This window comes from Pseudomonas sp. UV AK001 (assembly GCF_046097675.1).
Classification (GTDB): Bacteria; Pseudomonadota; Gammaproteobacteria; order Pseudomonadales; family Pseudomonadaceae; genus Aquipseudomonas; species Aquipseudomonas kribbensis.
In genome coordinates this window covers 22,110-40,426 of sequence record NZ_JBJUVZ010000014.1, presented here as the reverse complement: position 1 = coordinate 40,426, position 18,317 = coordinate 22,110, and the positions used below count along the sequence as shown (strand labels likewise).

16 protein-coding genes, 1 tRNA gene and 1 pseudogene are annotated in these 18,317 nt (G+C 60.9%); 13 read left to right on the top strand and 5 right to left on the bottom strand.

Going from position 1 to position 18,317, the window contains the following annotated elements; all coding sequences use genetic code 11:
- Positions 1-45: 45 nt before the first annotated feature.
- The gene (gene pth, locus ACKLNA_RS27750; RefSeq protein WP_007951726.1) at positions 46-630 is read left to right on the top strand and encodes an aminoacyl-tRNA hydrolase; all 585 of its coding nucleotides are present in this window, start codon (positions 46-48) and stop codon (positions 628-630) included.
- Between the two features lie 22 nt (positions 631-652).
- On the top strand, positions 653-1,753 hold the full coding sequence (gene ychF, locus ACKLNA_RS27745) for a redox-regulated ATPase YchF (RefSeq protein WP_085709288.1): 1,101 nt from the start codon (positions 653-655) through the stop codon (positions 1,751-1,753).
- 55 nt (positions 1,754-1,808) lie between these two features.
- On the opposite strand, the gene ACKLNA_RS27740 is transcribed toward ychF, so the two are convergent.
- Positions 1,809-3,035, bottom strand: a complete 1,227-nt coding sequence (locus tag ACKLNA_RS27740; RefSeq protein ID WP_408987724.1) for an MFS transporter — start codon at positions 3,033-3,035, stop codon at positions 1,809-1,811.
- A 333-nt stretch (positions 3,036-3,368) separates the two neighbouring features.
- Here ACKLNA_RS27740 and ACKLNA_RS27735 point away from each other — a divergent pair, with 333 nt between their 5' ends.
- Complete coding sequence (locus tag ACKLNA_RS27735; protein WP_408987723.1) at positions 3,369-5,426, top strand: methyl-accepting chemotaxis protein; 2,058 nt, start codon at positions 3,369-3,371, stop codon at positions 5,424-5,426.
- Here the strand turns inward: ACKLNA_RS27735 and ACKLNA_RS27730 are convergent.
- Entirely contained in the window at positions 5,419-6,321 is a 903-nt protein-coding gene (locus ACKLNA_RS27730; protein ID WP_248739384.1) for a LysR substrate-binding domain-containing protein, read from the bottom strand. The genes ACKLNA_RS27735 and ACKLNA_RS27730 overlap by 8 nt on opposite strands.
- Positions 6,322-6,547: 226 nt before the next feature.
- Between ACKLNA_RS27730 and ACKLNA_RS27725 the strand changes: the two genes are divergently transcribed.
- The 9 genes from ACKLNA_RS27725 (at position 6,548) to ACKLNA_RS27685 (ending at position 14,175) form a co-directional block, all read left to right on the top strand.
- Positions 6,548-7,666: an ABC transporter ATP-binding protein gene (locus ACKLNA_RS27725; RefSeq protein WP_408987722.1), complete on the top strand. Its 1,119-nt coding sequence runs from the start codon at positions 6,548-6,550 to the stop codon at positions 7,664-7,666.
- Positions 7,667-7,681: 15 nt separating this feature from the next.
- Entirely contained in the window at positions 7,682-8,602 is a 921-nt protein-coding gene (locus ACKLNA_RS27720; protein ID WP_085709284.1) for an ABC transporter permease, read from the top strand.
- Complete coding sequence (locus ACKLNA_RS27715) at positions 8,602-9,408, top strand: ABC transporter permease (RefSeq protein ID WP_085709283.1); 807 nt, start codon at positions 8,602-8,604, stop codon at positions 9,406-9,408. Before ACKLNA_RS27720 ends, ACKLNA_RS27715 begins: the two co-directional genes overlap by 1 nt.
- A gap of 27 nt (positions 9,409-9,435) precedes the next feature.
- Positions 9,436-10,482 carry an extracellular solute-binding protein gene (locus ACKLNA_RS27710; RefSeq protein WP_085709282.1) on the top strand — a complete coding sequence of 349 codons (1,047 nt, stop codon included), beginning with the start codon at positions 9,436-9,438 and terminating at the stop codon, positions 10,480-10,482.
- 61 nt (positions 10,483-10,543) lie between these two features.
- Positions 10,544-11,998 (top strand): amidase, encoded by a 1,455-nt coding sequence (locus ACKLNA_RS27705; RefSeq protein ID WP_408987721.1) that lies wholly within the window; start codon positions 10,544-10,546, stop codon positions 11,996-11,998.
- 86 nt (positions 11,999-12,084) lie between these two features.
- Positions 12,085-12,161: transfer RNA gene (locus ACKLNA_RS27700), tRNA-Met, on the top strand.
- A 224-nt stretch (positions 12,162-12,385) separates the two neighbouring features.
- On the top strand, positions 12,386-13,633 hold the full coding sequence (locus tag ACKLNA_RS27695; RefSeq protein WP_408987720.1) for an S-type pyocin domain-containing protein: 1,248 nt from the start codon (positions 12,386-12,388) through the stop codon (positions 13,631-13,633).
- A gap of 9 nt (positions 13,634-13,642) precedes the next feature.
- The gene (locus ACKLNA_RS27690; RefSeq protein ID WP_085700907.1) at positions 13,643-13,912 is read left to right on the top strand and encodes a bacteriocin immunity protein; all 270 of its coding nucleotides are present in this window, start codon (positions 13,643-13,645) and stop codon (positions 13,910-13,912) included.
- Positions 13,909-14,175, top strand: a complete 267-nt coding sequence (locus ACKLNA_RS27685) for a bacteriocin immunity protein (RefSeq protein WP_408987719.1) — start codon at positions 13,909-13,911, stop codon at positions 14,173-14,175. The genes ACKLNA_RS27690 and ACKLNA_RS27685 overlap by 4 nt, the downstream gene beginning before the upstream one ends.
- Before the next feature lie 77 nt (positions 14,176-14,252).
- Here the strand turns inward: ACKLNA_RS27685 and ACKLNA_RS27680 are convergent, their stop codons facing one another.
- On the bottom strand, positions 14,253-15,359 hold the full coding sequence (locus tag ACKLNA_RS27680; protein ID WP_408987718.1) for a DUF2817 domain-containing protein: 1,107 nt from the start codon (positions 15,357-15,359) through the stop codon (positions 14,253-14,255).
- A 155-nt stretch (positions 15,360-15,514) separates the two neighbouring features.
- On the opposite strand from ACKLNA_RS27680, the gene ggt reads away from it, so the two are divergent.
- Positions 15,515-17,347 (top strand): gamma-glutamyltransferase, encoded by a 1,833-nt coding sequence (ggt, locus tag ACKLNA_RS27675; protein ID WP_408987717.1) that lies wholly within the window; start codon positions 15,515-15,517, stop codon positions 17,345-17,347.
- 86 nt (positions 17,348-17,433) lie between these two features.
- Here ggt and ACKLNA_RS27670 read toward each other — a convergent pair whose 3' ends face one another.
- The gene (locus tag ACKLNA_RS27670) at positions 17,434-17,655 is read right to left on the bottom strand and encodes a helix-turn-helix transcriptional regulator (protein ID WP_265813242.1); all 222 of its coding nucleotides are present in this window, start codon (positions 17,653-17,655) and stop codon (positions 17,434-17,436) included.
- A gap of 7 nt (positions 17,656-17,662) precedes the next feature.
- Positions 17,663-18,224, bottom strand: a pseudogene (locus ACKLNA_RS27665) (DUF2975 domain-containing protein).
- Positions 18,225-18,317 lie beyond the last annotated feature (93 nt).

Below are 18,317 nucleotides of genomic sequence, written 5' to 3'. Positions count from 1 at the left end.
CGATCGCGGCGATGTTATCCACCACTCCAAGGAAGGGCCCCTATCGTGACTGCCATCAAACTGATCGTTGGCCTGGGAAATCCAGGCGCTGAATACGAACAGACCCGGCATAACGCAGGGGCCCTTTTTGTTGAGCGCATCGCCCACGCACAGAACGTGAATCTCGTGGCCGATCGCAAGTATTTCGGCCTGACCGGGCGTTTTTCGCATCAGGGTCAGGACGTTCGTCTGCTGATTCCCACCACCTACATGAACCGCAGCGGCCAGGCCGTGGCGGCACTCGCCGGTTTCTTCCGCATCAAGCCTGAAGAAATCCTGGTGGCACACGACGAACTCGATCTGCCTCCGGGCGTCGCCAAGCTCAAGGTGGGCGGCGGCCATGGCGGTCACAACGGGTTGCGCGACATCATTGCGCAATTGGGCAATCAGAATACGTTCCACCGCCTGCGGCTTGGCATCGGCCACCCGGGCGTCGCCAGTATGGTTTCAAATTTCGTCCTGGGTCGTGCGCCACGCGCCGAACAGGAAAAACTCGATGCCAGCATCGACTTTGCCCTCGGCGTGCTGCCGGATATCCTCGCCGGTGAATGGAACCGCGCGATGAAAAACCTGCACAGCCAGAAGGCCTGACTCTAATCCGAGGGGAAACACCATGGGATTCAATTGCGGCATCGTCGGCCTGCCTAACGTTGGCAAGTCCACCCTGTTCAACGCCCTGACCAAATCCGGGATCGCGGCCGAGAACTTCCCCTTCTGCACCATCGAGCCGAACAGCGGCATCGTGCCGATGCCGGATCCACGCCTGAATGCGCTGGCGGAAATCGTCAATCCGAAGCGCATCCTGCCGACCACCATGGAATTCGTCGACATCGCAGGCCTGGTGGCCGGCGCGTCGAAAGGTGAAGGCCTGGGCAACAAGTTCCTGGCCAACATCCGCGAAACCGACGCGATCGCTCACGTGGTGCGCTGCTTCGAAGACGAAAACGTGATCCACGTTTCCAACAGCGTCGACCCGAAGCGCGACATCGAAATCATCGACCTGGAACTGATCTTCGCCGACCTCGACAGCTGCGAGAAGCAACTGCAGAAAGTCGCGCGCAACGCCAAGGGTGGTGACAAGGACGCAGTGGCCCAGAAGGCCCTGCTGGAACAATTGATCCCGCACTTCACCGAAGGCAAGCCTGCGCGCAGCCTGATGAAGAACATGAGCGCCGACGAGAAGGCGATCATCAAGGGCTTCCACCTGCTGACCACCAAGCCGGTCATGTACATCGCCAACGTCGCTGAAGACGGATTCGAGAACAACCCGCACCTGGACGTGGTCAAGGCCATTGCTGAAGAAGAAGGCGCCATGGTCGTTCCGGTCTGCAACAAGATCGAAGCGGAAATCGCCGAGCTGGACGACGGTGAAGAGAAAGACATGTTCCTCGAGGCCCTGGGCCTGGAAGAGCCTGGCCTGAACCGCGTGATCCGCGCCGGTTACGAAATGCTGCACCTGCAGACCTACTTCACCGCCGGTGTCGAAGAAGTCCGCGCCTGGACCGTCCGCGTCGGTGCCACCGCACCACAAGCCGCCGGCGTGATCCACACCGACTTCGAGAAAGGCTTCATCCGCGCCGAAGTGATCGCCTACAACGACTTCATCCAGTACAAGGGCGAAGCGGGCACCAAGGAAGCCGGTAAATGGCGCCTGGAAGGCAAGGATTACATCGTCAAGGACGGCGACGTGATGCACTTCCGCTTCAACGTGTAAAAGCTGCACCCCAAAAAAAGCCGCGTTTGATACGCGGCTTTTTTGTGCCTGAAATTCAGCCCGTCAGGCCTTTTTTGGTTTTTGGCAGAAAAATCGCCAACACCCCGAACAACGGCAGGAACGAGCACAGGAAGTACACATATTCGATGCCGTGAATGTCCGCCAGATGCCCCAGCAACGCCGCGCCAATCCCGCCAAAGCCGAACATCATCCCGAAGAACACCCCGGCAATCATCCCGACATTGCCCGGCACCAGTTCCTGCGCGTATACCACGATGGCCGAGAAGGCCGACGCCAGAATGAAGCCGATCACCACGCTTAGGACAGTGGTCCAGAACAGATCAACATGGGGCATGAGCAGCGTGAATGGCGCAACGCCAAGAATCGAAAACCAGATCACCGCCTTACGGCCGATCTTGTCCCCAATCGGCCCGCCGAAGAACGTGCCCGCTGCCACCGCGCCAAGGAACAGGAACAGATGAAGCTGGGAACTGGCCACCGACAGGTCGAACTTCTCGATCAGGTAGAAGGTGAAATAACTGGTCAGGCTGGCCATGTAGAAATACTTGGAGAACACCAGCAACCCGAGCACCACCAACGCACTGACCACCCTGCCCTTCGACAGTCCATGAGTGGCAGCCTGGCCGGCCTTGAGCTTGAACAGGTTCAGATGATGGGCGTACCAGCGACTGATGCGGTACAGCACGAACAGCGCAAACACCGCGAACAGCCCGAACCAGGCCACGTTGCCCTGCCCGAACGGAATGATGATCGCTGCCGCCAGCAACGGGCCGAATGCCGAACCGGCATTGCCGCCGACCTGGAAGGTCGATTGCGCCAGACCGAAGCGCCCGCCGGAGGCCAGCCGGGCGATACGAGAAGCTTCCGGGTGAAAGGTCGAAGAACCGATGCCGATCAGCGCTGCCGCCAACAAAATCAGCGGGAAACTGCCGACCATCGACATCATCACAATCCCGACCAGCGTGCACACGGAACCAGCCGGCAACAGCCACGGTTTCGGATGCCGGTCAGTGTGATAACCGACCCAAGGTTGCAGCAACGAAGCGGTCAATTGAAAGGTCAGGGTAATCAGGCCGACCTGGGTGAAGCTCAAGCCGTAGTTGGCCTTGAGCATCGGATAGATCGACGGCAGCACTGACTGGATCAGGTCGTTGATCAAATGCGCCAGCGCCACCGCGCCGATGATGCGCATCACCAGTGGACTGCTTTGGGGAGGAGCGGACGCCGACGCAGCGGCGGTCTGAACGTTGCTGATAGCCATGGGAGTTTCCGTACAGCAGATGGGTGCACGCAGGCAGGTGCGTCAATGTGCCATTTTTCGGTGCGCCAGCGCCATCCCCTTAGCCAGCTAACGAACTATTCGTTCATCGCAGTAGAAGTGATAGCGCAAGGCCATGGTCTGATTCTTGCCTTGCTTCTTTGCTTGAACGCGGCCCCCTTACAAAGGGGATCGAGAATGGGAAGTTCTGCTACAGAGTCTGCCTACAGAGCGGGCGAGAGTGGACTTTCGAAGCCTTTTAGCAGGGCACGGATCGCGCTCGCAAAGAGCGCGATGCACGCCGATGGTGCGTGGTGTCCAGAGGAGTCATGGGGCATGCAGGCTTTCTTGTTACCGGGGATCAAGTTGCTGGGGCGGTTTGGCTTCGCGCGTAAATTCCAGTTGTTGTTTCTGCTGTTCATCCTGCCGTTGGCCGGCAGCCTGTTGATGATCGGCCAGGACTATCGCGTCAAGCTCAACCTGATTTCCGGCGAACGTGCCGGCGTGCGGCAGTTGCTCGCCCTCGATGCGCTCGACAACCTGCTCGCTGCTCAGCGCGACCGCGCAGCTCGCTGGCGTGCCACGGAAACCAACCGCCAGCCGACGCCCGCCACCCTCGCCGCGATGGCTGCATTCGATGCCGTACAACCTGCCGTCGCACAGGCCACAGTGGATCTGGGCAATGCCTTGCAAGCCGAAGCCGCCGAAGGTGAAACCCTGGCCCGCTTCCAGTCCCTGCAAACCGCGCTCGGCGGTCTGGACTCCAAGAGTCTGGCCGGCGTCGGCTGGTGGCCGGACGGTTACGATCGCTTTACCAACGCCCTCAGCGCCCTGCAAGCGTTGCGCGAACAGATCACGATGGACAATCGGCTGATCCTCGCGCCGTGGCTGGAAACCTATCTGCTGACACAGATTTCCACCCAGCACGCACCGGACCTGATCGAACGGGTCGGCCGACTCGCGGCGGTCGGGCAAGCATCCGTAGTCTCCGGTCAGTTCACCCTGCAAAGCCGCCTGCAACTGCGGGACCTGCGCAGCCGTATCGGTGATGCCCGCGAGCAGCTTGTTAAAACGGCAAGCCTTCTGGAAGCGCGGCTGCCGAACGACCCGCAAGGCTGGGCCGGGCAATACCACGACAGCCTCAAACAACTGGATGCCGGTTTGAAGGTGCTGGATGACGGCGTGTTCGGCGGCAGCATCAATCTCAAACCGGAAGACTTCGAGCGCAGCCTCGATGCCCTGCTCGGCAACCTCGCCACGCTGCGTCAGCAATCACTGGTGGCGCTGGATCAGCGACTGGACGATTACCACGGCTCGGCGATCCGTCAGTTCATCGTGGTCGCGGCGGTGTTCGGTTGCCTGTTGCTCGCAGCGCTGTACCTGTTCGTCTGCCTGCAAGCTTCGATCCGTCGCAGCGCCAGCGGCATCACGGTGCTCGCCGAAGCGTTGCGCGACGGCAATCTGAGCCTGCAGGTGCCTGTCGTGGGTCGCGATGAACTGGCCTCGATCAGCACCGCGCTCAACGTGGCCGTGGTGCAATTGCGCACCAGCCTGCTGGGCGTCGATCACGAAACCTCGCAACTGAGCCACGCGGTGCGCAGCCTCAACGATCACTCCAGCGGCGCACTCAGCGAAGTCGAAGCCCAGCAATTGCAGATCAGCCAGATCGCAGCCGCGGCCACGCAATTGGCGGCCACCTCTCAAGGCGTCGCGCAGAGTTGCGAACAGGCCTCCGGCAGCGCCCAACAGACCCGCCGCATCGCCACCGACAGCAGCCGCGACAGTCAACGCACCACGGCAAGCATTCAACAGCTCAATCAGCGTCTGAACGAAACGGCGGCAGCGCTGGGCCGGGTCAGCGAACAAGGGCAGCAGATTCAACTGGTGGTCGACACCATTCGCGGCGTCGCCGAGCAGACCAACCTGTTGGCGCTGAACGCCGCCATCGAAGCCGCTCGCGCCGGTGAACAGGGTCGCGGTTTTGCCGTGGTGGCCGACGAGGTGCGCAGCCTCTCGCAGCGCACGCAATCGTCCACCGCACAGATTGCCGGTACGGTCGACAGTCTGCGCAGCACGGTCAATGAAGCGGTGAGCCTGATGGAGGCGGCCTGCGGTCAGGCGCAATCGGATGCCGAAGCCGTCACCGGGCTGGGCGAGCGCCTCGGAGAAATCGCCAGTGCCGTGCAGAGTGTCACCGACACCCTCGCCCAGATCGCCACGGCGGTGGAAGAACAGGCCAGCACCGCCGATGAGGTCAGCGGCAATATCCAGCAGGTCGATCAGGCCGCAGTTCGCCTGCTCGACGGCGCGCGGGCCGTCAACCTGGCGGCAGACACCTTGAGCCAGGGCAGCAAGGCCTTGAGCGACAACACCGCACGCTTCCGGCTCAGTTGATCAGCGCTTCGGGGAAGTCCTTTTCCAGTTCGGACTTGAGCCATTGAATGAACCACGCCGCATCCGCCGACAGCTCGGCGGACGGCGTCAGCACCCGATAACTTTCCAGTTTCACCTGAGCGTCCACTGCGCGCACCAGTTTGCCGGACCGGAGTTCTTCGCGGACCAGCACCTCATTGGCCAACGCGATGCCCTGCCCGCTCTCGGCTACTGATAACGCGTGATCATTGTTGACGTAGAGCATGTCAGAATTGAGGTGAATATCCAGGTCATGGGCGGCGAACCACAGGTTCCACCACTCGCCGTCATCGACGTGGATCAACTCGTGCCGGACCAGATCGGCCGGGCCGCCGAGCGGCTCGATGCTTGCCAGGTATTGCGGGGTGCAGATCGGAAACACACGGGGGCAGATCAACGCTTCACGGGAGTCCGCGTACTGCCCGTCGAGGCCGTAGACGATGCCGAGATCGGCGCTTTTGCCATCCACTTCGGTGAAGGTCGAATTCGGTTCGATGGCAAACTTCAACCCCGGACGCAGGTGTCGCATGGCCTCGATGCGCGGCATCAGCCAGCGCTTGGCAAAACCCGGCACCACCATAATCCGCAGCCAGCGCTCGGCTTCTTTGGGGCGTGCTTCCTTGCCGGCCTCGATGATCAACTGCAGGGCGGTCGCGATCTTGCGGTGGTACTTCTCACCGGCGGGCGTCAGGTTGACCCCGCGCGACGTGCGTTCGAACAGCTGAATGCCCAGCCAGTCCTCCAGCAACTTCACATGCCGGCCAATCGCCGGCTGAGTCACGTGCAAGGCTTTCGACGCCTCGACATAGCTGCCCAGGCGGGCAGCGGCATCGAACGCACGCACCGCATTGAGTGGCGGCAAACGGTGGTCGGGCATGTTCCTGGCACCTGTCGGTATTAAATTAACTAACACCTGCCATGTTTAAATTGAAGTTTCGCCCCGCGCAACCCCTCGCCGATAATCGAGCCACAGCAGAACAACAAAACAGCTGGTTTCACCCCGTACGCAATCTCGATCCTGCCCAGAAAAATAATATCCATGGCCCGACAGATTCGCTGACCAACAGTGCAATCGCAGGCGATGGGGGAATCGGAGGTAACGCATGAATGCCCTGCATTCGCTGCAAACGCTGGCGGTGTCGATCCGCTCGGTGCGCAAGGTTTACGGCGATCCGTCCACCGGTCCGGTGGCGTTGAAAAACATCGATCTGGATATCCGCGACAACGAATTCTTCACCCTTCTCGGCCCTTCCGGCTGCGGCAAGACCACGCTGCTGCGGATGATTGCCGGGTTCGAATTTCCGACCCAGGGCGAGATCCTGCTCTACGGCGAAAACATCGCCGAGCGCCCGCCGTTCCAGCGCCCGGTCAACACGGTGTTCCAGCACTACGCACTGTTCCCGCACATGACCATCGCCGAAAACCTGGCCTTCGGCCTTGAATCGCACCCGATGGGCAAGGTCCTGAACAAGGCACAGATCGCCGAGCGTGTGCGCGAGATGCTCGCCCTGGTGCAGATGGAGCGCTTCGCCAATCGCAAACCGGCGCAACTCTCAGGTGGCCAGCAGCAGCGCGTCGCCCTCGCCCGCGCCCTGGCGCCGCATCCCAAGGTCCTGTTGCTTGACGAGCCGCTGTCGGCACTTGATCTCAAGCTGCGCCAGGCCATGCGCGAAGAGCTGAAAACCATCCAGGCCAGGACCGGCATCACCTTCATCTTCGTCACCCACGACCAGGAAGAAGCGCTGACCATGTCCGACCGCATCGCAGTGCTGTCCGAAGGCGAAGTGCAACAAGTCGGTCGCCCGGAGGACATCTACGAACGGCCGCGCAATCGCTTCGTGGCCGACTTCATCGGCGAAACCAACTTCATTCAGGCCAGCGTCACTCGGGTCGAGAACGGCATGGCGTGGTTCGCCGGGCCGGCCGGACATCCGCTGCCGGCGCAACCGTGCAACGACGTGCAACCGGGTGCCAGCGTGACGCTGTCCGTGCGCCCCGAGCGCCTGCACCTGGTGCAGGCCAACACGGAGGCGGCGTTGCCGTGCCGGGTCGAAGCGCAGATTTATCTGGGCACCGACCTGCAATACCAGGTCAGCCTCGGCGACGGTTCGCGCCTCACCGTGCGCACGCCCAACTGCGTCGATCAGAGCCTGCGTTTTGCCGTGGGCAGTCAGGCCGGTCTGTTGTTCGACCGGGGAAGCGCCAGCGTCCTGCACGATTGAACCCGAGGAGTTGCCATGCACGCCTTACCGATAACCAACACGCTTGAACGCCGACGGGCGTTCCAGAGCTTCCTCGGTGTCAGCCCGGCGCTGATCGCCATCGCCCTGTTTCTGGTGGTGCCGATCCTGATCGTCATCGGTTATTCGCTGATGGAAGCCAACCCCTACGGCGGGGTCAACAAGGTGTTCAGCAGCGATGCCTACACCTCCCTGCTGTTCGAACGGCAAATGGACGACAGCCTGGCCTTCGCCGACTCCTACCTGATCATCGCCCTGCGCTCGGTCGGAATTGCCGGCCTGACCACCGTCATCACGCTGCTGATCGGTTTTCCGGTGGCGGTGTGGCTGGCCATGCAACCGGCGCATCGGCGTGGTCTGTTGATCTTCCTGATCACCGTGCCGTTCTGGGCCAACCTGTTGATCCGCACTTACGCGTGGATTCTGCTGCTGCGTAACACCGGGGTGATCAATAACAGTCTGATGGGCCTGGGCGTCATCCATGAGCCGCTGCAGTTGCTGTACACCGACGGCGCCGTGCTGCTGGGGCTGGTTTATACCTATGCACCCTTCGTGGTTCTGCCGATCTACGCCACGCTGGAAAAGATGGATATCCGCCTGCTCGAGGCCGCTCAGGATCTGTATGCCGGACGCCTGCGCACCTTGCGCAAAGTGGTGCTGCCGATCGCCAGACCGGGAATTCTCGCCGGCGCCATTCTCACCTTCGTGCCGTGCCTGGGCGCGATGATCGCCCCGGAACTGCTCGGCGGCGGCACGCGGATGATGCTCGGCAACCTGATCTTCCGGCAGTTCAGCGACGCCCGTAACTGGCCGTTCGGCGCAGCGTTGTCGCTGGTGCTGATGGCGGCAGTGATGCTGGTGCTGACGGTCTATGCCTTGCGCGCCGAACGCCAGCGCATCGCCAAAGGAGGTGCGTGATGATCGGCCTGTTCAAACGCAAGGGCCTGGGCGTACAGGATTTCCCAGGATTCGGCGGCTTCAGTTTCCTGTTCTACCTGTACCTCTACGCGCCGATCGTGGTGCTGGTGGTGTTCTCGTTCAACGCCAACCAGTCGGCCACGGTATGGACCGGCTTCAGCCTCGACTGGTATCGCGCCGCGTTCGCCAATCAGGCGCTGCGCCAGGCGGCCGGCAACAGTCTGCTGATCGCGGTGTGCGCCAGCATGGTCGCCACGGCGATTGCCACCCTCGCGGCCCTCGGCACCTCGCGGGGTGCGAAGTTCAAGGGCCTGCAACTGTCGATGGGCGCGATCATGCTGCCGCTGGTGCTGCCGGAAATCGTCGTCGGTGTCGCCACGCTCGCGCTGTTCTCCACCATCGGCCTGTCCCTCGGCTACGGCAACCTGATCATCGCCCATACGGTGTTCTGCATTCCGTTTGCCTATCTGCCGATCCGGGCCCGGCTGAACGACATGGACCTGTCGCTGGAACAAGCCTCGGCCGACCTGTATGCCGGGCCGTGGCGGACCTTCCGCAAGGTCACTCTGCCGTTGCTGATGCCGGGGATTTTCTCCGGGCTGATGCTGGCCTTCATCGTCTCGCTGGATAACTTCGTGATCTCGATGATGGTCTCCCAGGCCGGCACCACAACGCTGCCGATCTTCATCTTCGGCCTGTTGCGCATGGGCGTGACACCCGACGTCAACGCCGTGTCGACCCTGATCCTGGGCGTCTCGGTGCTGTTTGTCAGCCTCTCTTACCTGCTGGGCAAAAAGAACGCCTGAACCTTCCAAGAACCGTGGGGAAATAGCATGAGCAAGTGGATAAAAAGCGTCGGTACTTCGTTGTTTCTGACTGTGCCGCTGGTCATGGCCGGGAGTGTTCAGGCCGCCGAAAAACTCAACGTGGTGAGCTGGAGCGGTTACTTTTCACCGGAGATTCTCGCCAAATTCCAGAAGCAGACCGGCATCGAAGTCACCGTCGACTCCTACGACTCCAACGAGACGCTGCTGGCCAAACTGAAACAGGGCGGCGCCGGTTACGACGTGGCGATCCCCTCGCACCAGTTCATTCCGATCCTGATCAAGGAAAACCTGCTGGAGCGCTTCGATCCGGTCAAGGAGCCCTACTACGCCAGTGTGGTCGACAACCTGAAAAAACCGAGCTGGGACCCGGAAGGCGCCTATTCGGTGCCGTTCATCTGGGGCACCACCAGCGTGGTGCTCGACAGTGGCCGCTACAAAGGCCCGGCCGACAGCTACAAGGTGCTTTATGAGCCGCCGGCCGAGTTGCAGGGGCGGATCAACATGTTCGATTCGGTCAGCGACATGGTCGACATGGCCAGCCTGTACCTGAACATTCCGCTGTGCAGCGAGGATCCGAAACAGATGCAACAGATCCTCACGCTGCTCAAGGCGCAGAAGCCATTCGTCAAAACCTACAGCTCCAAGGCCGGCTCGATCCGCGAGAACCTCGCCTCGGGTGAAATCGACATGTCGATGTTCTGGGGCGGTTCGTCAATGCGCGCCCGCGAGATGAAACCGAGCCTGAAATACCTGTACCCGAAAGAAGGGGTGCTGGCCTGGGTCGACAACATGGTCATCCCCGCCGGCAGCAAGAACCCGGCGAATGCCAAGGCGTTCATCGCGTTTCTCAGCCAGCCGGAAAACTCGGCGATGACCCAGAACTTCCTCAAGCATCAGAGCCCGATCAAAGGCGTCGAACCGTTCCTCGATGCAAACCTCAAGGATGCACCGGAACTGCATATTCCCGAGGGCACCCACGTGGTGTTCAGCAAGACCTGCGGTGAAGGCGCAATCCGTCTGGCCGATCGTCTGTGGACCAACCTGATGCGTTGATTTCTACCGCCCCGGCACAAGGTCGGGGCGTTTTTCCAGCCGTCTGAAGGGCGCCGTCGTCATGAACTCCAATAACATCAGCGAACTGGTCCTGTTGCCGGCCATCGAGCTCGCCGAGCGCATCCGCCTGCGCCAGGTTTCCTGCCGCGAAGTGATGCAGACCTATCTTGCCCACATCGACCGGTTCAACCCGTCAGTCAACGCACTGATCAGCCTGCAGGCACCGGAAGATCTGCTGGCTCAGGCCGACACACGGGACGCCGAACTGAGCCGGGGCCAATACCGGGGCTGGATGCACGGCCTGCCCCACGCCATCAAGGATCTGTCGCTGACCTGCGGCATCCGCACCACGCTGGGCTCACCGCTGTTCAAGAATTTCATTCCCGAGCGTGACGGCATCATGGTCGAGCGGATCAAGGCCGCCGGCGCGATCATCATCGGCAAAACCAACACCCCGGAATTCGGCCTCGGTTCGCAGAGCTACAACCCGTTGTTCGGGGCCACTGGCTGCGCCTTTGACCCGAACAAAACCGCAGGCGGCAGCAGTGGCGGCGCGGCGGCGGCGCTGGCGATGCATCTGGTGCCGGTGGCCGATGGCAGCGACATGATGGGCTCGCTGCGCAATCCGGCAGCGTTCAACAACATCTTCGGCTTCCGCCCGTCTCAAGGGCGAGTGCCATTCGACGACAGTGCCGATCTGTTCTTCGATCAACTCGGCTATGAAGGGCCTATGGCGCGCAGTGTGCGCGATGCCGCGATGCTGCTGTCGGTGCAGGCCGGCGGCGATGCGCGGGCGCCGTTGTCGATCCGTGAGTCCGGCGAGGTCTTTACCGCACCGCTGGAGCGCGACTTCACCGGCACCCGGATCGGCTGGCTCGGCGACTTCAACGGGTATCTGCCCATGGAGAACGGCATCCTCGCGTTGTGCGAAAAGACTTTTGCCGACTTTGAAAGCCTGGGTTGCCATATCGAGCCGGTGCGTCCGGAATTTGCCCCAGAAAAGCTGTGGAGCAGCTGGCGCACCTTGCGCCACTGGATGGTCGCCGGCTCCCTGGGCGCGGCTTACGCTGATCCGCAGAAACGGGCGCTGCTGAAACCGGAAGCCTGCTGGGAAGTGGAAAACGGTCTGAAGCTCTCGGCCAGCGAAGTGTTTGCCGCCTCGGTGGTACGCAGCGACTGGTATCGGGCAATCTCACGCTTGTTCGAACAGTACGACTATCTGCTGCTGCCCAGCGCGCAGGTCTTCCCGTTCGAAAAGTCGCAACCGTGGCCGACCGCGATCGAGGGCGTGAACATGGACACTTATCATCGCTGGATGGAGGTGGTGATTCCCGGCACGTTATCCGGTTGCCCGGTGGCGAACGTCCAGGCGGGCTTCAATGCCCGGGGGTTGCCGATGGGGCTGCAGATCATCGGCCGGCATCAGGCAGACTTCGCCGTTCTGCAACTGGCGCACGCGTATGAGCAGGCCAGTCGCTGGTTCCAGCGCTGCCCTTCGCCACTGTTGAGCGCCTGATTTTGATAAACGGTTGAAAGCGTAGAAAAAATTTTGAAATTTACGCTTGACGCTTTTCCATTTCAGGGGAATAATGCGCGCCACTTGGCTACATAGCTCAGTTGGTTAGAGCATAGCATTCATAATGCTGGGGTCCGGGGTTCAAGTCCCTGTGTAGCCACCAAGTACTAAAAACGGCTTACCGAAAGGTAGGCCGTTTTTTTATGCCTCGAGAAAAGTACCCTCCCCACTGGACCGGTATGAATCTGTAGGAACCGGGTGCAAAAGGCGTACGAAGAGGATTTTTCGTTCGCCCAGGCACCTGCATCTTCGCCAGTCGATTTGATCGCCATCCCGATTGACCGACACGCTCCCCTGTCTCGATTCCAGGACAGACAGGGAGTGGTCATGGATCTGAACAAATTCCTATTCGACGATGAGTGGCGTCGAACACGCCCGAGCGAGAACGCTACATGGAGCGGATGGATTCCACCCCCGCCACCAGAACCCGTTTATATCCGGACAGACGAATGGCCCACCCCGACGCCCCGCGACGATCTTGTATTTGCCAAATCCTGCACACCGGATAACTGGTGCCGAACGGAGGCCGGCACAGCCCCCGAACCCGTCTCAAGTTTCGGCAAGGTCATGGTCGCGGGCGCCATGCGTTTTCCCGCTGCCAGTCACGCCGTAGCCAAGGCCATCGGCGCCGATCTGGCTCTGGGGCGCATGGCGGGCGGTGGCATCCTGCAGCAACGCCTCAACTGGGCAATACGAGGTGCCGGCGGCCCGGCCAGTGTGTTCATCCTCGGGATGCTGCCGACCCGAATGGGCGACGGCACGCTCTACACCGACGATCAGCTACGCACCTTGTCTCGCGCAACCACTCGAGTGCGCTTCCAGTTCCGGCGCGATGCCGAAGGCGTCATGCAGGTTTATGGCATCCACACCGGAGCCTCGGGCGACGACTCGGTGCGTACCGTAAAAGTCCGGTGGAACAGCGACAAGACCGCCATGGAGGCCAAACTCAACGACATCACCATTCTGTGGACGCCGCAACGCGGGCCGCTGGGAGCGATGCCGCCGCTGGTTTATCCGGAACACGGCGAACCACTGAGCACGATCCTCGTCCACCCGATCGCCGCGAACACCGACAGCCAGATAGAAATCCTGCCCGGCGAAGACATCACCGCCGAGGATTGTATTCTGGTGTTTCCGGCGGAGACCGGGCTGAAGTCGTTGTATGTGGTGTTTTCGAAACCGGCCAGGTTGATGCCGGGGGTGGTGACGGGGGTTGGGGAGGATGTTGCCGGTGTATGGCTTGACCATGCCCGGTCGGGATCTGGCGCGCCAATCCCAACCAGCATTGCCGATTCGCTAAGAGGCCGTGAATATTCCAGCTTTGATTCATTCAGGCGCGCCTTCTGGGCCGAAGCGTCGAAAGATACCAGGCTAGCCGGGCAGCTCAGTGAAGACAGCCTTGAGCGTATGCGCAACGGAAAGGCACCTCGCGCCCGATTAGCTGATGCAGTCGGCAAGAGAATCTCTCACGAAATTCATCATGTGGAACTGATATCTCAAGGCGGCGAGGTCTATAACGTTGACAACCTCAGAGTCCACACCCCCAAAAATCACGTCGAAGTACACCAGGATTGAGGTAACTGCATGAGCGACCCTTTCATCAAAAACAACTTTTCTGATTACACCGAACAAGACTTCGTTGAGTTCATTGACGAGATCAGAAAGGAAGACAAAGCACCGACAGATGACCGTGCAGATATTCTATTGCTGCACTTCAACGAGATCGTCGGGCATCCGAGCAAGATGGACCTTATCTACTACCCTGAGCCAGGTGCTGACACGTCGTCCTCTGGCATAGCCCGTACAGTTGCGACATGGCGTGAAGCAAACGGGCTGCCAGGCTTCAAGAAGTGAATATCTATGAGAAAACGATTTCTGACTACACGGAAGCCGAGTTCGTTGCGCTAGTGGAAGAGCTCGCTAAAGAAGATGAAGAAGCCGAAAACGATGATCGGGCTGACTTGTTACTGCTGCACTTTGAGAGAATCAGCGAACACCCAGCTGGATCGGATCTGATCTATTACCCGGAGCCGGGTGCGGATAGCTCCCCTCAGGGTGTAACGCAGATTGTGAAAGATTGGCGCGCTGCCAACGGGCTGCCAGGCTTCAAGCAGTAACCATCCGGCATCCATAGTCAAAACCGCTGCGCACCACCAGACAGTCAAAACGGTTTACCGAAAGGCAAGCCGTTTGTTTATGCCTCGCCTGCCAATGCCCTGAGCCCTTTCGCCCAGATCTGCCGCGTGCGTAAACCGACCATCGCCCGCCAGTCCGGATCCGCCGGATAGAACTGCTCCAGCAGATTCAACTTGATCGCCCGCCCCGTCGCATCCAGCGGATCACCGTGCAGATGCAGCCAGTGATCGTCGCGCAAGTAGCGATGTACGTCCGGCCCAGGATAAGTCCCGCACTCGATCACGAACGGCATCAACTGCACTTTCGGCAGCGCATTGAGCAATGCCTGCGAGGTGTAACCGGTAGCCGTTGCCGCGACACCGGTTTCACTCAGGGTTTCAGCGCCTGTGTGCAGCGTGTAGAGCCACGGGCCATAGATCGATTGCGCCAGGGCCAGCGCCGGATACGGTGCCTGAGTGATCGTCAGCAGCATCGGATGACCGTACTCGCCGGCGCCGGTGTGCAGGTCGAAACACATCACGGTTTCGGCACCCGCCAGATGATTCTGGATGATCTGATGCAGCGTGCGATTCGACCAGCTCGGGGCGAAGCCTCCGAAGAACAGGCCGTCGGGATGACTGTGCTGGCCACCCTCGACAATCGACATCACCGCCGGCCAGCCGTGCTCGGCGATCTGCGCATCGAGCAAGGCATCGGCCTTTAGCCGCTCGGGACCGTTCAAATCGGCGCAGGCGTAGATCTCATGCAGCGCGGCGTAGGCCTGGTTGTCCGGGAGGGGCTGATTGAAATCCAGATGATTGCGGTTGAGGTCAATGTTGTCTTCGTTGACCCGTCGCAGCCATGCAGTGCCCCACGGGTTGATCAGGTGAATCATCACCACCGCGACGTCCTTCGGCAGCGATCCCGCCGTGAAATGCGTCAACCAGTCGATCTGACATTCCGAACCGTAATAGCCCTCCACCCCATGGGTGCCGCTGAGCGCCACCAGACGCCGTTTGGCTCGCGGATCCCCCAGCACCGCCACATCAGTGCTCAATGGCTCGCCGAACGGTCCGCAACGCGGATGGGCGTAGGAAGTGAGCGTCGCACCGGCGGCGGTGGCGGCGGCAAGAAATTGTTCGCGCTGCTGGCGGTAGCTGGAGTGGGTCGGAAACTCGCTGTGCATGGTGGCCTCTTGTTGATTGTTCTGGCTTCACGTTTGCCAGTGACCCTACAGAAAATTCGCCAAGGCATGAAGGACAAACATACCGACGGTTTGCGTCCTGCACGGTCGGCCGATACAGTCCGTCAGACTTTTATCCCACGGACGGAGAGCCCCGCGTGTTTCCAGCCCAGCCCCTGAAACGCTTTCGCCTGCCGGCCCTGACCCTGATCGTCAGCGCCATCACCCTCGCCGCCTGCAACGCACCACCCTCCTCGACCCTGCCGCTGGCGCCGGAAGCCGCCTCCGGTTACCGCACAGGTCTGCAAGCCAGTCACGCTGATAAACACATGGCCGCTGCTGCGAATCCGCTGGCTGCCGAGGCCGGTCGCGAGATGTTGCGCAAAGGTGGGTCGGCCATCGACGCCGCGATTGCAATGCAAGCCGTGCTGACCCTGGTCGAGCCGCAATCCTCCGGGATCGGCGGCGGCGCGATGATCGTGCTGTGGGATGGCAAACAGGTGCGCACCTACGACGGTCGCGAAACAGCGCCGGCCGGCGCGACCGAAAAGCTGTTCCTGCAGGCTGATGGAAAACCGATGCCATTCCCGCAGGCGCAGATCGGAGGGCGCTCTGTCGGTACGCCCGGCGTATTGCGCGCATTGGAGATGGCGCACAAACAACACGGTCGTCTACCGTGGGCAACGCTGTTCGAGCCAGCGATCAAACTCGCCGAACAGGGCTTTGCGATCTCGCCTCGACTGCATTCGCTGCTGGAATCCGACCCTGTGGTGCGCCGTTCACCAGACATGGCCAAGTATTTCCTCAACAGCGACGGCAGCGTCAAAGCCATCGGTACGCGCCTGCAAAACCCGGCGTTGGCCGCCGTGCTCAAACGCATCGCCAACGAAGGTGCAGACGCGCTGTACAAAGGCCCGATCGCCGAAGAGATCGTGGCCAAGGTTCAGGGCCACGCCAACCCCGGCAGCCTGTCGTTGAACGACCTTCAGCACTATCAGGCCAAGGAACGCGCGCCACTGTGCACCGACTACAAACGCTGGCAGGTTTGCGGGATGCCGCCGCCGTCATCGGGCGGGATTGCAGTGGCGCAAATCCTCGGCACTTTGCAGGCCCTGGAGACCCGCGACCCGCGCCTGTCCCTGACACCGCTCAAACCCGTGAAGACCGATAAACCGGCCGGCCTCGAACCGACGCCGCAAGCCGTGCACCTGATCGCCGAAGCTGAACGCCTGGCCTATGCCGACCGTGCGCAATACGTGGCCGACACCGACTTCGTACCGGTGCCGGTCAAGGGCCTGGTCGACCCGGGTTATCTGGCCAGCCGCGCGAGCCTGATCGGCGAACGCAGCATGGGCAGCGCCAAACCCGGTACACCACCGGGCGTGCAGGTTGCCTACGCACCGGATCGCTCGCCGCTGCGCATTTCCACTTCGCAAGTGGTGGCCGTGGATGACTTCGGTGGCGCGGTGTCAATGACCACCACCATTGAAGCGGCATTCGGCTCGCACCTGATGGTTCAGGGCTTTTTGCTCAACAACCAGATGACCGACTTCTCGTTCATCCCCGAAGAAAACGGACAGAAAGTCGCCAACCGCGTCGAGCCCGGCAAACGCCCGCGTTCGTCGATGGCACCGACCCTGATCTTCGACCGCAACAGCGGCGAGTTCGTCGCTACAGTCGGCTCTCCGGGCGGCTCGCAGATCATCGAATACGTGGCCAAAACCACCTTCGGCCTGCTCGACTGGAACCTCGACGCGCAAAGCGCCATCAGCCTGCCCAACTTCGGCAGCCGCAACGGGCCGACGGAACTGGAACAGGGTCAGTTCACCCCGACACTGATCCAGGCACTCAAGGACAAGGGCCACGCTGTGAGCGAAATCGACATGACCAGCGGCACCCAGGCCATCGTGCGGGTCAAGGATGCGCAGGGGAAGGCAACGTTGGCCGGTGGGGCGGATCCTCGGCGTGAAGGGGTGGCGGTGGGGGATTGATTGACCGCTGCCAACTGAAAAAGGCTTACCGAGAGGTAAGCCTTTTTTGTGTGTCCATGAATCCATTTCAGCGACAACTAAAACCCTCAGACGTCGCCCTCCTCATCTGCCACTCGAACCAGCAGATCCCCGGGCTGGCAGTTGAGGTACTCGCAAATGGCATCCAGCGTCGCCAGTCGCAGCCCTTTGACCTTGCCCTGTTTCAGCAGCGACAGGTTGGCCTCGGTAATGCCGATGGCCGCTGCAAGGTCTTTGGATTTGACCTTGCGTAGCGCGAGCATCACATCCAGTTGAATCACGATTGGCATGTCGACCTCATATAAACGTTCGGTTTTCCCGATCCACTTCGCTCGCTTGCGACAGGATCCGCGCAATCACCGCGATACACGCGGCCAGGAACAACGCGACGAACGAAGGAGCGGTGATACTCAGGGTGAACAAGCGCTCACCGACCGGCGCATTCTGGGTGACCCACAGGCTGAGCATTGGCTCGCAGAGGAAATCCAGCAGCACCCAGACCGCCACGGCTCGCCCGACCTTGCCCAGATGACCGGCCGTTTCACGGGCGAAATACTCACCCCCGCCCATAGCTCTGAAACAGCAGGCGTAAATGGTTCAAGCCAGACGCCAGCGCCAGCAGGGGAATACTCGACAGCACCATCCCACCCAGCTTCTGCCACCACGGGAACAGTGTTGCGGTGTCAGCCATTTGAGACAGTTGGCGCTCGGTCAGCGCAAACCCCAGCCCCCAGCCTTCCTTTTCCGCCAACGGTGGGTAAACCCATATGACTGCATTGAGCAGCAGCATCACGCCAATGAGGATCAACGTTATCGTCGCCATGCGCCGACTGAATTGCACGAGCCCTTTGGTGGTCATCGGAAAGCCTCACAAGAATGAATGTGAGCGCCACACTAGCGACTAAAATTATCGAATAACAATAATTAATTGCTGCAAAACATTAATAAGCCG

Excerpts from the sequence above, each read along its gene's own strand:
- ACKLNA_RS27715 (WP_085709283.1), top strand. The coding sequence starts at position 8,602 with ATGATCGGCCTGTTCAAACGCAAGGGCCTGGGCGTACAGGATTTCCCA.
- ACKLNA_RS27720 (WP_085709284.1), top strand. The coding sequence starts at position 7,682 with ATGCACGCCTTACCGATAACCAACACGCTTGAACGCCGACGGGCGTTC.
- ACKLNA_RS27695 (WP_408987720.1), top strand. The coding sequence starts at position 12,386 with ATGGATCTGAACAAATTCCTATTCGACGATGAGTGGCGTCGAACACGC.
- ACKLNA_RS27725 (WP_408987722.1), top strand. The coding sequence starts at position 6,548 with ATGAATGCCCTGCATTCGCTGCAAACGCTGGCGGTGTCGATCCGCTCG.
- ACKLNA_RS27730 (WP_248739384.1), bottom strand. The coding sequence starts at position 6,321 with ATGCCCGACCACCGTTTGCCGCCACTCAATGCGGTGCGTGCGTTCGAT.
- ACKLNA_RS27705 (WP_408987721.1), top strand. The coding sequence starts at position 10,544 with ATGAACTCCAATAACATCAGCGAACTGGTCCTGTTGCCGGCCATCGAG.
- ACKLNA_RS27735 (WP_408987723.1), top strand. The coding sequence starts at position 3,369 with ATGCAGGCTTTCTTGTTACCGGGGATCAAGTTGCTGGGGCGGTTTGGC.
- ACKLNA_RS27670 (WP_265813242.1), bottom strand. The coding sequence starts at position 17,655 with ATGCCAATCGTGATTCAACTGGATGTGATGCTCGCGCTACGCAAGGTC.
- ACKLNA_RS27690 (WP_085700907.1), top strand. The coding sequence starts at position 13,643 with ATGAGCGACCCTTTCATCAAAAACAACTTTTCTGATTACACCGAACAA.
- ACKLNA_RS27680 (WP_408987718.1), bottom strand. The coding sequence starts at position 15,359 with ATGCACAGCGAGTTTCCGACCCACTCCAGCTACCGCCAGCAGCGCGAA.
- ychF (WP_085709288.1), top strand. The coding sequence starts at position 653 with ATGGGATTCAATTGCGGCATCGTCGGCCTGCCTAACGTTGGCAAGTCC.
- ACKLNA_RS27740 (WP_408987724.1), bottom strand. The coding sequence starts at position 3,035 with ATGGCTATCAGCAACGTTCAGACCGCCGCTGCGTCGGCGTCCGCTCCT.
- ACKLNA_RS27710 (WP_085709282.1), top strand. The coding sequence starts at position 9,436 with ATGAGCAAGTGGATAAAAAGCGTCGGTACTTCGTTGTTTCTGACTGTG.